Here is a 14,383-nt window from a genome sequence, read left to right as displayed (position 1 = left end):
CCCGGTGTTGATGTGACTAGTTTTACAAAATCTTCCGCTCCCATTCCAGAAAAATCGAAAAAACAACGACTTGAAAAAGGTCGAGATGTCTTGCCTTTGACAAATAAGAGATGTAAAAATGTAAATGTTGTAAAATATGTTGCATCCCGGTTTCGGGGCGGTCTGTCGAACGGCTGGAAGAATGGCGGAAAAGAAGATCTTTGCCGGTCCGAGGGTCAGGCGTATCCGCGCCGGCCTCGACCTGACCCAGACGGCGATGGCCGAGGCGCTCGGCATCTCGCCCTCCTATCTCAACCTCATCGAGCGCAACCAGCGTCCGCTGACGGTGCAGCTTCTCCTGAAGCTCGCCGCCGTCTACAAGGTCGATCTGGATGAATTGCAGGGCGAGGCGGCGGGCGCCGTGGCGCATCTGCGCGAGATCTTCGCCGATCCGCTTCTGGCCGGCGAGGTGCCCGGCGAGCACGAGTTGATGGAACTGGCGGATGCGGCGCCGAACGCCGCCAATGCCGTGGTCAAGCTTTACCGGGCGTACAGGGAGCAGACGGCGCGCCTTTCCGACCTTGCAGCACTTCTGGCGCAGGAGGGGCACGAGACGTCGCTGTCCGGCGCCCGCCTGCCGATGGACGAGGTGCGCGGCAGGCTGGAGCGCCGCGCCAATTTCTTCCCGCGCATCGAGGATGCGGCGGAGGCCTTCCATGCGCGGCTTGCGCCCGCCGACGATCTGTCCGGCGCGCTGAAGGCCTGGCTGAAGGCGGAGCACGGCATCGCCGTTCGCCTGTTGCCCGTCGAGGCCATGCCCGATCTGCGCCGGCGCTATGATCGCCATTCGATGCGGCTTTTCCTGTCCGGCCGGCTGTCGCCGTTCGACCAGACGCGGGAACTCGCCCAGGAGGCGGCGCTGCTTTTCATGGGAACCGATATTCTTGCGGAACTGGATGGGCTCGGCTTCGAGGGCGACGAGGCGCGGCGCATCGCCCGCTTCGAACTCGCCCGCTATGCCGCGCATGCGCTGATGATGCCCTATGGTGTGTTTCTCGCCGCGGCGGTCCGCACCCGCTACGACATCGACCTGCTGCGCAGCCGCTTCGCCGTGTCGTTCGAGCAGGCGGCCAACCGGCTGACGACGCTTGCCCGGCCGGGCGCCTCGGGCCTTCCCTTCTTCCTGATGGAAATGGACCATGCGGGCCACGTTCTCAGGCTTGCGGGCGCCGAAGGGTTCCCGCGCGTCCGTTTCGGCGGGCTCTGTCCCAAGCTCAACATCCATTCCGCCTTCGCCCAGCCGTCGCAGGTGCTGGTCGATCGCGTCGAGATGCCGGACGGCGGCGGCTTCCTGACCATTTCGCGCACGCTGGAGGGGCCGCAGATGCCGTTCAGCGAACGGGTGCGGCGCTCGGCGGTGCTGGTCGGCTGCGATATCGTCCACAAGGACGATGTGGTCTACGGGCAGGCCGCGGTTGCGGCCGTTCCGGCCGGCACGGCCTGCCGGTTGTGCGAGCGCCGCGGCTGCCTTTCCCGTGCCGAGCCGCCCGTCACGCGCCCGCTCGGCCTCGACGAGATGGTCAGTGGCCTCTCCGCCTTCGATTTCCAGTAACGGTTGCGGATATTTTGTTGCGTTGCAATTCCCCTCTTGTGGCTCGCGCAATTCCTTTCTAGTCTCTTGCCCACAGGGGAACGACGGCACCTTAAACCGTTCAATGATAAGGACAGGAGACATGATGAAGTCCGCCATTTCAGGTCTGATTGCAGCTTTTTCGGCCGCCCTGCTTTCGACATCGGCATTCGCGCAGGAACGTGTCGTCCACGTCTACAACTGGTCCGATTACATCGATGAATCGGTTCTGGAGGAATTCACGAAGGAAACCGGCATCAGGGTCGTCTACGACGTGTTCGACAGCAACGAGCTTTTGGAGACGAAGCTTCTCGCCGGCGGCTCGGGCTATGACGTCGTGGTGCCGACCGGCCCGTTCCTGGCGCGCCAGATTTCCGCCGGCGTGTTCCAGAAGCTCGACAAGTCGAAGCTGCCGAACCTCGAGAACATGTGGCCGGAGGTCTCCGAGCGGCTGGCGAAATACGATCCCGGCAACGAATATGCCGTGAACTACATGTGGGGCACGACCGGCCTCGGCTATAACGTCGCCAAGCTCAAGGCGGCGCTGGGCGACGTGCCGGTGGAGAGCTGGGACATCATCTTCAAGCCGGAAAATGCCGAGAAGCTGAAGGCCTGCGGCATCAACATCCTCGATGCCTCGGACGAAACCTTTGCCATCGCGATGAACTATATCGGCAAGGACCCGGACAGCAAGGACGCTGCCGATCTGGAAGCCGGCGGCGATGTCTACAAGGCCATCCGCCCCTATGTGAAGACGTTCAACTCCTCCGGCTATATCGACGATCTCGCCAATGGCGACATCTGCCTGTCGATCGGCTGGTCGGGCGACGTCCTCCAGGCCAAGTCGCGCGCCGAGGAAGCCGGCAACGGCGTCGAGGTGGAATATGTCATTCCGGAGGAAGGCACCTATATGTGGTTCGACAACCTCGCCATTCCCGCCGATGCGAAGAATGTCGATGAGGCGCATGAATTCATCAACTTCCTGATGAAGCCGGACGTCATCGCCAAGGCGTCGGACTATGTTCAGTACGCCAACGGCAACCTCGCCTCGCAGGCGCTCCTCGACGAGGAGGTCTTCAAGAACCCCTCCGTCTACCCGGATGAGGAGACCATGAAGAAGCTATTCACCATTTCTCCCTACGGGCCGAGGGAGCAGAGGGTGCTGAACAGGGTGTGGACTGCGGTGAAGACCGGCAACTGAAGACAGGAAAAAGCGGCGGCGACGCCGCTTTTTTTCAGGATACCGCAGAGCCGGAGCGCGACATGGCCAAATCCCTCGGACCCGTCAAACGCAAGTTCTCCCCGTGGAACGATCCCAATGAAAAGCCCTTCATTCGCTTCGAGAACATCACCAAGACCTTCGGCGACTACACCGCCATCGACAATCTGACGCTCGATATCTACGAGCGCGAATTCTTCTCGCTGCTCGGCCCGTCCGGCTGTGGCAAGACCACGCTGATGCGCATGCTCGCCGGTTTCGACGAGCCGACCTCCGGGCGTATCCTCTTGCAGGGCAGGGATATTTCCGGCGTGCCGCCCTATCGCCGCCCGACCAACATGATGTTCCAGTCCTATGCGCTCTTTCCCCACATGACGGTGGAGAAGAACATCGCCTTCGGCCTGAAGCAGGACGGCCTGCCGAAGGACGAGGTCGCCGCGCGCGTCGCCGAAATGCTCAAGCTCGTGCAGCTTGCGTCGTTTGCCGGGCGCAAGCCGAGCCAGCTTTCCGGCGGCCAGCGCCAGCGCGTCGCGCTCGCCCGCTCTCTCGCCAAGAAGCCGAAGGTGCTGCTGCTCGATGAGCCGCTCGGCGCGCTGGACAAGAAGTTGCGCGAGGAAACCCAGTTCGAGCTGATGGATATCCAGACCAAGCTCGGCCTCACCTTCCTGATCGTGACGCACGACCAGGAAGAGGCGATGACCGTTTCCGACCGCATCGCGGTGATGGACAAGGGCGTCGTCGTGCAGGTCGCCACGCCGGCGGAGATCTACGAGGCGCCGAACAGCCGCTACGTGGCCGATTTCATCGGTGACATCAATATCCTCGAAGGCAAGGTGGTCTCCGGCGGCGCCGGTGCGACCCGGCTCGATTGCGACGGGCTTTCGGTTGCCGTCGCCGAAGAGGCCCGCGGCGCGGCGGGAGACGGCGTGGCCTTCGCCATCCGCCCGGAGAAGGTGGCGATTTCGCCCGACCCGCCGGCCGACACCTCGGTCAACGCCTTTTACGGCGAGGTGTGGGATATCGGCTATCTCGGCGATTTCTCGGTCTTCATCGTCCGCGACGAAGCCGGCCGCACCATGCGCGCCGCGCAGGCCAACGTCGCCCGTCTGGTCGACCGGCCGATCACCTTCGGCGACATGGTGTGGCTCTCCTGGAAGGCCGAATCCGGCCTCGTCCTGACGCGCTGAGGGGGGAATTGCGATGGCCGCCGTGCAAGCCGAACTGAGCAACAAACCCAATCCGGCCCGCTGGCTGGTCGTGCTGGTGCCCTATGTCTGGCTGCTGCTCTTCTTCCTCGCTCCCTTCCTGATCATCTTGAAGATATCGCTGTCGGACACGGCGATCTCGATGCCGCCCTATACGCCGGTTTTCGAGGGCTTTTCCGCGATCGGCGACTTCATTTCCCAGCTCGATTTCGAGAACTACGTCTTCCTGACCGAAGACCCGCTTTATATGGATTCCTATCTCTCGTCGCTGAGGATCGCGGTCATCTCCACCGTCTTCCTGCTTCTGATCGGCTATCCGATGGCGCTCGGCATGGCGCGCGCGCCGGCGTCGATCCGCCCGATGCTGGTCATGCTGGTCATCCTGCCGTTCTGGACCTCGTTCCTGATCCGCGTCTATGCCTGGATCGGCATCCTGAAGCCGGAAGGGCTGCTGACGCTGGTGCTCCAGACCATCGGCTTCCTCGGCCCGGACGAACAGGTGCAGATTTTCCGCACCGATACGGCGGTCTTCATCGGCATCGTCTATTCCTACCTGCCCTTCATGGTGCTGCCGCTCTATTCGACGCTGGAAAAGCTCGACGGCACGTTGCTCGAGGCGGCGAGCGATCTCGGCTGCCCGCCGTGGAAGGCCTTCTGGCTCATCACCTTCCCGCTCTCCATTCCGGGTGTGATCGCCGGCTCGATGATCTGCTTCATCCCGATCACCGGCGAGTTCGTGATCCCGGACCTGCTCGGCGGCGCGGGAACGCTGATGATCGGCAAGACGCTGTGGACCGAGTTCTTCGGAAACCGGGACTGGCCTCTGGCGTCCGCCGTCGCCGTGCTTCTGCTTCTGGTGCTGGTGGTGCCCATCGCCATCTTCCAGAACCAGCAGCGGAAAGTGTGAGGAGGCAAAGACCGTGAAGTTTACCCGCCTCGACGCAACGGTTCTCACCTTCTGCTTCGCCTTCCTCTACATCCCGATCCTGATCCTGATCGTCTATTCGTTCAACGATTCCCGGCTGGTGACGGTCTGGGGCGGCTTTTCGCTGCGCTGGTATCGCGACATGTGGTCGAACCAGGGATTGATGGATGCGGCGTGGATCACCGCCCGCGTCGGCGTGCTGTCGGCCACGATCGGCACGGTGCTCGGCACGCTCGCGGCGCTGGCGATGACCCGCTTCCAGCGGTTCCGCGGCCGGCTGCTGTTTTCCGGCATGATCTATGCGCCGCTGGTCATGCCGGAGGTCATCACCGGCCTGTCGCTCCTCCTGCTGTTCGTCTCCATCGGCGTCGACCGCGGATTCTGGACCGTGGTGATCGCCCACACCACCTTCACCATGTGCTATGTGGCCATCGTCGTGCAGTCACGCCTCGTCGTCTTCGACCGCAGCCTGGAAGAAGCGGCGCTCGATCTCGGCTGCCCGCCGGTGAAGACCTTCTTCGTCATCACCCTGCCGCTCATCCTGCCGGCGGTGATTTCGGGCTGGATGCTGGCCTTCACCCTGTCGCTCGACGATCTGGTGATCGCCAGCTTCACCACCGGTCCTGGCGCGACGACCCTGCCGATCAAGATCTATTCGCAGGTGCGCCTCGGCGTCACGCCGGAAATCAATGCCATCAGTTCCATTCTGGTCGGCATCGTCACGCTCGGCGTCATCGCGACGTCCCTGATGGCCAAGAGCCGCGAGTTGCAGCGTCAGCGCGACGAGCGCGCCGCCTTCCGCGCGGTGGGATGACGCCGCGGGGCGGTCCGGCAAATCGTGATGTCTCGCGGCGGGAAGGCCGGACGCGCTTAAGGAGCCGCTGGCGCGGCGGCGGTGACGACAGGCTCCGACAGCGTGCCGCCGAGGGAGACCGTCACCTGTGGCGCGCTTTCCGGCGCGGCCGCGGAAAGGCTCGCCGTCAGGTTCACGGCGTCTGCGTCGGAAACCCCGCCGGCAATCCGCAGGCGCTGGTTCTGATGGTCCAGCATCGTCGCGTCGATGTCGACGGCACCCTGTTCGATCCTGAGCGCGGCGTCCAGCCGGTTGTATTCGAAGGCGGCGCCGATCTCGGATAGCGGCAGCGGCATCGTCCGCGCCGCCAGCCCTTGCAGGTCCGTCGGGTGGAAATGGTTGAGGCGGCCCTCATTGGCCGTGAGCGTCGCCCGGCCGGAAAGGTCCGTGCGCCCTGTTTCGGTGAAAGGCCTGTCGCTGGAAAGGCTGATATCGAGCGAGCCCGGTCCCGCCGGCCACAATTGGCTCAGCCCGAGGCGCTGGCCGAGAAGCGCGAGGTCGATGTCGCTCAGCGAAAGTTGCAGCCGCGCGCCGCGCCCCATGCCTTGCGGGCCCGAGCTGAGACGGCCGGTCAGCCTGCCGCCGCCGAAATCGCTGTCGCCGATGTCGAGCTGCGCGTGATCTGCCCGGATGAGCACGCTGGCGCCGACATTTGCCAGCGTGGCCTCGCCGAAGCGCGCCCGGCTGGCCGAAAGCCGCAGGTCGAAAGCGGCAAGCGGCTTAGCGGTTCCGGTTTCGTCGCTGGTGAACCGGTTGGCGAGCGGCAGCAGGTTGCGGATGTCGCCGATGTCGAAATCCTCGAAGGCCAGCGTCCCCGTGAATTTCGGCAGGCTGTCCGGCAGCAGGGCCAGGTCCATGATGCCCGTCGCATTGGTGTCGTTCACCGTGAAGGCGAGCTGGTCGAAGCGCAATATATGGCCGGAGGCTCCCAGCCGGGCCCTGATGCGCGCCGTTTTCATGGCTTCCATGCCTTCCGGCATGCGTCCGTACCATGTCTTGAGCGTTGGCAGGTCGGGCGCATCGAAGCTGACATTGCCATTGAAGAAGCCGGAGGCCATCAGGCTTGCGGTTCCGTCGGCCCGCAGCGAGGCGCCGCCCGGCAGCGCGAGCGCGAGCACCACGGGCGCATCCGCGCCGGCGATCAGCCTGTGGAAGCGCGGCGCCGTAAACTCGGCGCGCAGGCGGTGTCCGGCGATGTCGGCGCTCGCCGAGCCCTTGAACGTTTCGTCCGGGTCCGGCCAGGAAAGCGTCGCGTCGATATCCTGCATGATCGCCAGCTGGCCGGCCCTGTCGTTCATGATCAGCGAGCCGTCGACGATCGTGAGCTCTCCGAAGGCGCGTCGGGTGAGAATGAGCGGATCGAGCGGGATTTCCCGGACGATGCCGGAGAAAAGTTCGAGGATGTCGCCGCCGCTGCTCGGCAGGCGCTCGTTCCATGTTTCCGGCAGGTGAAAGCGGGGCCCGTCCAGCTCCACCTCCGGGAAATGCGGGCTTCCGGCGAGCGTGGCCAGCACCGAGAATTCAGCCGAGATCCGCCGGGCTTCGAAGAGCGTCGTGCCGTCGGCATGCCGGGCGGCGACCTCCGAGAGGATCAGGGACGGCACGGGCCAGAGCGAAAGGCGGGGCGCCGAACCCGATTCCAGTTCCAGCCCGCCGCGCAGGCGCAGCATGGTCCGAAGCTCGGTTTCGAGATGCTCGGCCGAGACGATTCGGGGAAGCGACAGCCAGAGCACGAGCACCGCCAGCACGCAGCCGGCAGCCACGCGAAGCCCGGCGCGCAGGATCGTCCTGCGCCAGACTGTCCGCTTTTCCCGTGCCGGGTTCTGCATGTGGTGTCCATCCTCGCAACCAGCCGCGGCCCGCAGGCTTAGAGCATTTCCGGGAAAAGTCTGTAGCGGTTTTCCGTTCGGAAATGCATAGAAACAAAAGGATGGAGCATTTCCGTGACTCCGTCTGAAACGGAAATGCTCCAGGCTGACAGGCGATACAGGATTTGCCGCCGCGAGGCAAACGGATGGCGGTGCCAGTCCTTCCCGGTTTTCCGGAACTGCGGCGGGGCAGGCGAGGCCGGAAACGTGTTTGCGGGGCAGGGGCGGCTTAACGCTTTTTTAATAGGTATTTGTCAATTCTGAATCCAACTTGGGGTCATCCGATGAAAGGGTGACTTGGGGCTTCCAGGCCCCCGATGAACATGATGTTGACGCCCTGTCCCCTCGTTTTTACAGCATTCCACTTGAAAGGCGGCATCTTGCCGCCCTTTTTTTGACGCTGCGCCTTCCGCCCTGCGAAGGTCAGTTCGCCAGCACCCGTTGCGGCGGGAAGGCGATCTCGACCAGCGTTCCCTCGTTCGGCGCCGACTGGATGACGAAGCTCGCCCGGTTGGCCTCGGTCATGGCCTTGGTCAGCGGCAGGCCCAGTCCCGTTCCTTCGCCCCGCTTCTGCTGGCTGGACGTGATCTGTCGGAAGGGCTTCATAGCCTGTTCGAGTTCCGCCCGCGTCATCCCGATGCCGGTGTCGCGGATGCGCAGCGAGACGCTGCCGTTCGCCTCGTAAGAGGTCGAGACCACGATCTGCCCGCCGGCGGGCGTGAAGCGGATCGAGTTCGCCAATATGTTCAGCACGATCTGCTTGATGGAGCGCATGTCGGCGACGACTGCCGGCACCGCCTGCGAAAGCGCCGTGCGGATGATGACGCGCTGGCCGTTCGCCTGCGGCTGCACCAGCGACACGGCCTCGGCGATGGTCTCGTTCAGGCTGACCGCCGTGAAATCGAGTTCCATCTCGCCGGCCTCGATCTTGGAAATATCGAGCAGGTCGTTGACGATGTCGAGCACATGCCGGCCGGAGCGGCCGATGTCGTTGGCATATTCGACATAGCGCGGATGGCCGATCGGGCCGAAATGCTCGGAGGCGAGCAGGTCGGCAAAGCCGATGATCGCATTCAGCGGCGTGCGGATCTCATGGCTCACCCGCGCCAGAAAATCGGTCTTGTGGGCATTGGCGGTCTCGGCGGCGCGCTTGGCGTTGCGCAGTTCCTCCTCGGAGCGCTTCCACTGGGTTATGTCGCGGATGACCGCGCAATAGCCGTTCGAGGAGGTCAGGCGCCCGATGGTCATGAACAGCGGCAGGAAGCCGCCGGACGCCTCGCGGCCGATCACCTCGCGGCCGTCGTTCAGGACGCTCATGACGCCGTTGCCGGACAGGCCGGAAAGATAATCGGCAACGGCGCGTTGGCTTTCATGCGCAAAGAGCATCACGAAGGGTTTGCCGCGCGTTTCATCGTTGTCGTAGTTGAAGAGGGCGCTGGCCGAGCGGTTCATGGAGCGGATGTCGCCGTCCGCACCGAGAATGACGACCCCGTCGGTCGCCGTCTCGAGGATAGAGCGCAACTCGTCGGTCTCGACACGCAGCCGGGCGATTTCCGAGGCGTCCGTGTCCGGCACGGTGGCCTCGGGCGCGGGCAGGTCCGTGGTTTCGCTCTGGTCGCGCTCGACCGGCATCAGCGCCAGCAGCAGCGCGGAGGTGTTTTCCCAGCGCACGGATTGTAGCCGGGCGGTGACGGGAACCACCTCGTCATCGGCGCAGACGACCATCATCGTGCCGGTCGCAAGCTCCTTGCCGTCGAGGTCGGCCCGTTGCAGCAGGGCGTCGAGCCCGCCCACCTCGCGAACCGCGTCGAGGTTCTCGTAACCCGTCAGCCGCAGGAATTCCGGATTGGCATGGTAAAGGACGTCGCCGGCGAGGACGAGCAGGGCCACCGGCATCTGCGCCAGAATGGCCGGCGTCAGCCCGTCCGCCTGCGGGTCGCGCTGAACCGGAACGAAGGGCTCTTCCGGCGCCTGTTCGGCGAACGCGGCCGGCGCCGGCGTTTCGGCGGTTTCGGTATCCGGTTCGTCGACGGTCTCCGCAGGGCCGGGAACGCCGGCTTCCGCAGCCGGCTGGTCGTCTTCCGTCTCTCCGTCTTCGTGCTGCTGCAAGGATTCGAGCTTGCGGCCGATTTCCTGGAAGGCCGCCTGTTCTCCGGGCGTCAGATTGTCCGTCGCCCGGCTGCGGTGCTGCTCGAGGCTGATGATCTTGTCGGAAAGACGCCGTCCCGCATTCTCGGAGACGCGCAGCGCCGGCGGTTCCGCCGACGGCCATTCGTTTTCGCCCTCGTCGGGAGCGGTCTCCTCGGCAGCATCGTCCGTTTCATCTACGGATGCGGGAGAAATTTCCTCGGCGGCCTCGCCTTCCGCGGCAGCCTCGTCTTCCCGGGCGATGTCCGCGACCTCATCGGAGGGTGCGGCAGCGGCCGGTTCGTCTTCGGGAATGATCTCGGGGTCGGCCATGCTCTCCGCAACGGACGGCGCCTGGTCGAAAGCGGGTTCTTCGGCAATCGGCGCTTCTTCCGCCAAAGTATCGGCAGCCGCTGCGCCGTCACCCGATGCGGTGCCGATCGTCAGGCCGATGCCGTCCGGATCATCCACGGCGTCGCCCGGGCGGACGATGCCGAAGCCGCGGAAGCCGTCGAATTCCCGTGTCCGGCTATAGGCGGGCAGGGCCGCCAGATCGACGGGAACCTTCAGCCGCGTGCCCTGCACCGGCCACAGCACGGTCTTGCCCGACCATGTATCGCGCCGCGCCAGCACTTCGCTGATCTTCCCGTCTCCGTCGAGCCCGTAGCGGGTGGCGAGATCGGCGAAGGACCGGCCGGTGATATCCGCCGCCTGGGGGCCGACCGCATCGGCGAACTCGCCCGACACGTCGCTGAAACGCCCTTCCGCATCGGTCTTCCAGACGAAGCGGAAGGTGCGGCGGGCCGGATCGAAGGTAAATGCCGGTTCGGCACCGGGCGTGTCGTCCGCAATGGGAGCCGATGCCGGGACGGCCGGGTCTTCCGCCGCGACGGGCGTCTGCGTATCGGCGGTGCTTTCCTCGTTTATTCCATCGGAAGACGCGGCTTCCGCGCCGTCTTCGCCGGCGGTGCCGGGCGCGGCGGCGTCGAAGGATTGCGCCACGGCGTCGTCCGGTTCCGCCACGGGAACGGCCGGCGGCGGCTCGGCCTCGGCTTCCGGCTCGACGATGAGGATCAGGTGCAAGCCATCGGCGATCCGCGCCGCGGCGGAGGGCAGGTGGCCGCGCACCGTGGGAACGGGGCGCTTGACGAGGCCCGCCGGGTCTTCCGCCGCCAGCGTCACGAGCGTGCGGGCGGTGTGCGGCGTCACGCCCAGATCGGCAAAGCCGGCCGAAGCGGCGATCAGGCCGCCCTCGGCGTCGAGCACCGCCATATGGGTATCGTCGTCGTCGAGGCCGGCCAGCATCTGCTGCGCCCGGTTTTCGGTGTTCGCCTGCGCCGTGTCGCCCGGAACGGAAAGGAGAAGCGCCCTTTCGCCGTCGTCGAGAGTGATGACCTCGGCGGTGGCGTTCACCGTGGCGCTGCGGAAGCTCGTTGCGATCCGCATCAGGAAGGAGCGGCTCTCGCCCGGTTCCGCCAGGCGGCTTGCCGAGGCCTGAAGCTGGCGGAAGAAAACCGAAAGCCGGTCTGGCCCCTGCTCGATGAAGTCGTAGACGGAGGAAAAGTCGAACAGGGCCGCACCCGCGCCATTGGCCCACAGGGCCTGCTCCATCCCCGTCGAAAACAGCGCAAGCGCGTCGCCGGCGGCATAATGCGCGCGCACCTTTTCATGAACGGCGATGTCTATGAACGGATAGTAAGCGGCGACCATGAGTGACCTGTCGAGGTTCCTGCGAGACTGAAATTAACAGATTGTTAATAGCTTTGCACGCCCCCCGGGTCCATCGGCCCGCCGGTTCATTCGGCCAACAGGGTTAACCGGCGCCGGCGGCTTCCGGTCCGGCGCATTTTTTTGTAGAATGCGCTGCGTCGAGGCTTGCAAAACCGGCAAACACCTCGTATGTGACGGCCCGTAACGCCCCCGTGGCGTTTCGATGTGCGGTTGTAGCTCAGTTGGTTAGAGCGCAGGTTTGTGGCACCTGAGGTCGCTGGTTCAACTCCAGCCAACCGTACCATTTTCTCCGATAATAGCGAGATGATTGGCAGGCTTTTGTCGCAGACGGCCCGGTTTGGGTTGGCGTCTCCGGCATGTCCATGCCGCCGTCCTGACAGGCGCCATAGCCCGGACGATGGCCGTTCCCCCTGGTGCTTCGGCGGCGATGTCGAGGTCGAACGTGCCGCCCGCGATCGCCCCGGCACAGCACGCAGCCGGGCCCGGATTGCCTTTCACATCCGCAGCCGAGGCTAAAAAAGGGGTTTACCTTTGGCTCCGGGACCGGCAAATTCGGGGCATGTATGCATCGCACGGCTTTCTCCGCTCAGACATCGGCGACGTTGACGTGGTTTATCACGAGGGCATTTATCATCTCTTCCATCTCGTGCTGCCGAACCACGACTTCATCGCCCATGCGGTCAGTTCCGACGGATTTTCCTGGCGGCGCGTGAAGAACGCGTTTTTCGTCGGCGATCCGGGCGCATGGGACGACGACATGCTCTGGACCATGCATGTCACTCCCGATCCCGACCGGCCGGGCCAGTGGCGGATGTTCTATACCGGCCTGACCCGTGCGGAATTCGGCCGGGTCCAGCGGGTCGGCATGGCGCGATCCTCGGATCTCTATGCGTGGACACGATGCGATGCGTCCTATCCGCTGGAGATCGGCGGCCCGCATTATGAATCCGGCATCGACGAGGGGCGTAACTGGGTCAGCTTCCGCGATCCGTTCTTCTTTCACGAACCCGAAACGGGCGCGCGCCTGCTGCTGGCCGCGGCGCGGACGAAGAACGGGCCGGTGATCCGCCGCGGCTGCGTGGGACTGGCCCGCGAGGTCGCCCCCGACCGCTTCGAATTCGGCCCGCCGCTGCACCGCCCCGGCCTCTATGACGACATCGAGGTGCCGAACCTCTTCCATTTCCACGACCGCTATTACCTGATGGGGTCGATCCGCGAGGATACCAAGATCCACTATTGGTATTCGGATCGCATCGAGGGCCCTTACGAGAACTTCAGCGACGATGTGCTCCTGCCGCACGGCAATTATGCCGGCCGCATCTGCCGGGCCGGGGATCGGCTGCTGCTGTTCAGCTTCTTCAGCAAGACCGAACTGCTCATCAATGGCCGCGAATTCATCAAGAGGCTGCTGCCGCCGCCCAAGGAGATCGTCGCCCTTCCCGATGGCCGGCTCAGGCTGAAATCCTATCATGGCTTCGACGGCCTGGTTACGAGCAGCCTGACGCTCGGCACCGCGGCGGAGTGCCGGCTGCTCTGCGGCAATTCCACGGCCCGGGCCGAGACCCGCGACGATAGCCTGTTCATCGCCAGCAAGAGCGGTTTCGAGGCCTTCATGCTGCCCGGCCAGTACGACGAATTCCGCCTGCGTGCCGCGATGACGCTCGAGGGGCCGGGCAAGACCGGCCTGGTCTTGCGGGCAAACAACGAGGGCGACGGCTACTACCTGTCGCTCGACTACATGAACGGCATCGTCCAGATGCGCGCCTGGGGTGCCAATCCCACGCCCGAATTCGAGCATGCCTTCCGCTACAATTCGTTGCAGGAGGCGCGCCTGCACAGCTCCGCCGGCACATGGCAGATAGAGGTGGTCGCGCACGGCACCTATCTGGAAGTGTCCGTCGATGGCCATGTGGTCCTGAGCCTGGTCGACGACAGCTTCCTCTCCGGCGCCGTGGGCTTCTATGTCGAGTCCGCGACGCTCGGCCTGAAAGGCGTCACGATCGAGACCCTGAGCCGGCCGATGAGCGAACATGCGCCCGAGATGGTCTATACCGCGACCCAGGCGCCCGAGCTCCTGACCGGCGCAGGTGCGGGCGAATGAGCGGGGAACCCGGCGAGGGCCCCTGGCTGCTGGTCAGCGATGTCGACGATACGCTGACCGGAGACCGGCGCGCGCTGGAGCAATTCTGGGCGGCCGTCAGGCGTCATCCCGACCGGTTGCGGCTGGCGCTGAACTCGTCGCGGCCGGCGGCCAGCGTCGATGCGACCCTGGCCAGCGAATTTCCGGCGGATTTCGCGCCGGATGCGATCATCACCGGCATGGGCACCCAAATCCGCGTGGGCGGCGCCTGGCTTTCGGACTGGACCGCCCGCTTCGACCGCTGGCCGGGCGAGGCCGTCTTCGCCCTTGCCACGGAGATGGGCTTTGTCCCCCACGCCGCCGAGTTCCTGACCGCCGGCAAGCTCAGTTTCGCCGCACCCGACCCCAATGCCCGCGCCCGGCTGCTGGATGCGCTCGCCGCGGCGGGCCTTCCGGTCCGGGCGGTCTTTTCGGGAGAAAGCGACCTCGATCTGCTCGCGCCCGGCGCAGGAAAGGATGTGGCAGCGCAGTTTCTGGCCGAAAGACTCGGTATTCCGGCCGACCGGATGGTGGTTGCGGGTGACTCAGGCAACGATCTCGCTATGTTTGAGTTATCAGCCCGTGCCATTGCCGTCGGCAATGCGCGGCGGGAACTGATCGAGGCCATGCCTCCGGGCAAGACCTATCGAGCGCGGGCGCCTCATGCGGCAGGCGTCCTGGAGGGGCTCGTCGCGCTGGGTATCCTGCCCGGCTGACCGTGCCGCAC

9 protein-coding genes and 1 tRNA gene are annotated in these 14,383 nt (G+C 64.9%); 8 read left to right on the top strand and 2 right to left on the bottom strand.

The genetic code is table 11. The features are described 5' to 3' along the window. Window positions 1-181: 181 nt before the first annotated feature. From NOF55_RS16980 to NOF55_RS16960, 5 genes are all read left to right on the top strand, one after another. Window positions 182-1,591 (top strand): helix-turn-helix domain-containing protein, encoded by a 1,410-nt coding sequence (locus NOF55_RS16980; RefSeq protein WP_306409907.1) that lies wholly within the window; start codon window positions 182-184, stop codon window positions 1,589-1,591. Between the two features lie 124 nt (window positions 1,592-1,715). Next, entirely contained in the window at window positions 1,716-2,810 is a 1,095-nt protein-coding gene (locus tag NOF55_RS16975) for a polyamine ABC transporter substrate-binding protein (protein ID WP_306410190.1), read from the top strand. 62 nt (window positions 2,811-2,872) lie between these two features. Beyond that, a complete protein-coding gene (locus NOF55_RS16970; RefSeq protein WP_306409908.1) occupies window positions 2,873-4,015 on the top strand; it encodes an ABC transporter ATP-binding protein in 1,143 nt (380 codons plus the stop codon). Between the two features lie 13 nt (window positions 4,016-4,028). After that, the gene (locus tag NOF55_RS16965; RefSeq protein ID WP_306409909.1) at window positions 4,029-4,940 is read left to right on the top strand and encodes an ABC transporter permease subunit; all 912 of its coding nucleotides are present in this window, start codon (window positions 4,029-4,031) and stop codon (window positions 4,938-4,940) included. 13 nt (window positions 4,941-4,953) lie between these two features. Then, window positions 4,954-5,772: an ABC transporter permease gene (locus NOF55_RS16960; protein WP_306409910.1), complete on the top strand. Its 819-nt coding sequence runs from the start codon at window positions 4,954-4,956 to the stop codon at window positions 5,770-5,772. A gap of 56 nt (window positions 5,773-5,828) precedes the next feature. On the opposite strand, the gene NOF55_RS16955 is transcribed toward NOF55_RS16960, so the two are convergent. Together NOF55_RS16955 and NOF55_RS16950 are read right to left on the bottom strand one after the other, a co-directional pair. Further along, complete coding sequence (locus NOF55_RS16955; RefSeq protein WP_306409911.1) at window positions 5,829-7,640, bottom strand: AsmA family protein; 1,812 nt, start codon at window positions 7,638-7,640, stop codon at window positions 5,829-5,831. 462 nt (window positions 7,641-8,102) lie between these two features. Beyond that, window positions 8,103-11,516: an ATP-binding protein gene (locus NOF55_RS16950; RefSeq protein WP_306409912.1), complete on the bottom strand. Its 3,414-nt coding sequence runs from the start codon at window positions 11,514-11,516 to the stop codon at window positions 8,103-8,105. Window positions 11,517-11,743: 227 nt separating this feature from the next. On the opposite strand from NOF55_RS16950, the gene NOF55_RS16945 reads away from it, so the two are divergent. The 3 genes from NOF55_RS16945 to NOF55_RS16935 all read left to right on the top strand — a co-directional run bounded on the left by NOF55_RS16945 (window position 11,744) and on the right by NOF55_RS16935 (window position 14,372). After that, window positions 11,744-11,820 (top strand) — tRNA-His (locus NOF55_RS16945). Window positions 11,821-12,144: 324 nt separating this feature from the next. Further along, on the top strand, window positions 12,145-13,638 hold the full coding sequence (locus NOF55_RS16940) for a glycoside hydrolase family protein (protein WP_306409913.1): 1,494 nt from the start codon (window positions 12,145-12,147) through the stop codon (window positions 13,636-13,638). After that, window positions 13,635-14,372, top strand: coding sequence for an HAD-IIB family hydrolase (locus NOF55_RS16935; RefSeq protein WP_306409914.1), 738 nt, complete (start codon window positions 13,635-13,637; stop codon window positions 14,370-14,372). The genes NOF55_RS16940 and NOF55_RS16935 overlap by 4 nt, the downstream gene beginning before the upstream one ends. Window positions 14,373-14,383: the final 11 nt, after the last annotated feature.

The sequence above is a fragment of the Ectorhizobium quercum genome, from assembly GCF_026552795.1.
GTDB classification, from domain to species: domain Bacteria; phylum Pseudomonadota; class Alphaproteobacteria; order Rhizobiales; family Rhizobiaceae; genus Ectorhizobium; species Ectorhizobium quercum.
Note: the sequence above shows the minus strand (reverse complement) of the source record. Positions and strands in the feature narration are given on the sequence as shown.

Excerpts from the sequence above, each read along its gene's own strand:
- NOF55_RS16970 (WP_306409908.1), top strand. The coding sequence starts at position 2,873 with ATGGCCAAATCCCTCGGACCCGTCAAACGCAAGTTCTCCCCGTGGAAC.
- NOF55_RS16950 (WP_306409912.1), bottom strand. The coding sequence starts at position 11,516 with ATGGTCGCCGCTTACTATCCGTTCATAGACATCGCCGTTCATGAAAAG.
- NOF55_RS16935 (WP_306409914.1), top strand. The coding sequence starts at position 13,635 with ATGAGCGGGGAACCCGGCGAGGGCCCCTGGCTGCTGGTCAGCGATGTC.
- NOF55_RS16965 (WP_306409909.1), top strand. The coding sequence starts at position 4,029 with ATGGCCGCCGTGCAAGCCGAACTGAGCAACAAACCCAATCCGGCCCGC.
- NOF55_RS16980 (WP_306409907.1), top strand. The coding sequence starts at position 182 with ATGGCGGAAAAGAAGATCTTTGCCGGTCCGAGGGTCAGGCGTATCCGC.
- NOF55_RS16955 (WP_306409911.1), bottom strand. The coding sequence starts at position 7,640 with ATGCAGAACCCGGCACGGGAAAAGCGGACAGTCTGGCGCAGGACGATC.
- NOF55_RS16975 (WP_306410190.1), top strand. The coding sequence starts at position 1,716 with ATGAAGTCCGCCATTTCAGGTCTGATTGCAGCTTTTTCGGCCGCCCTG.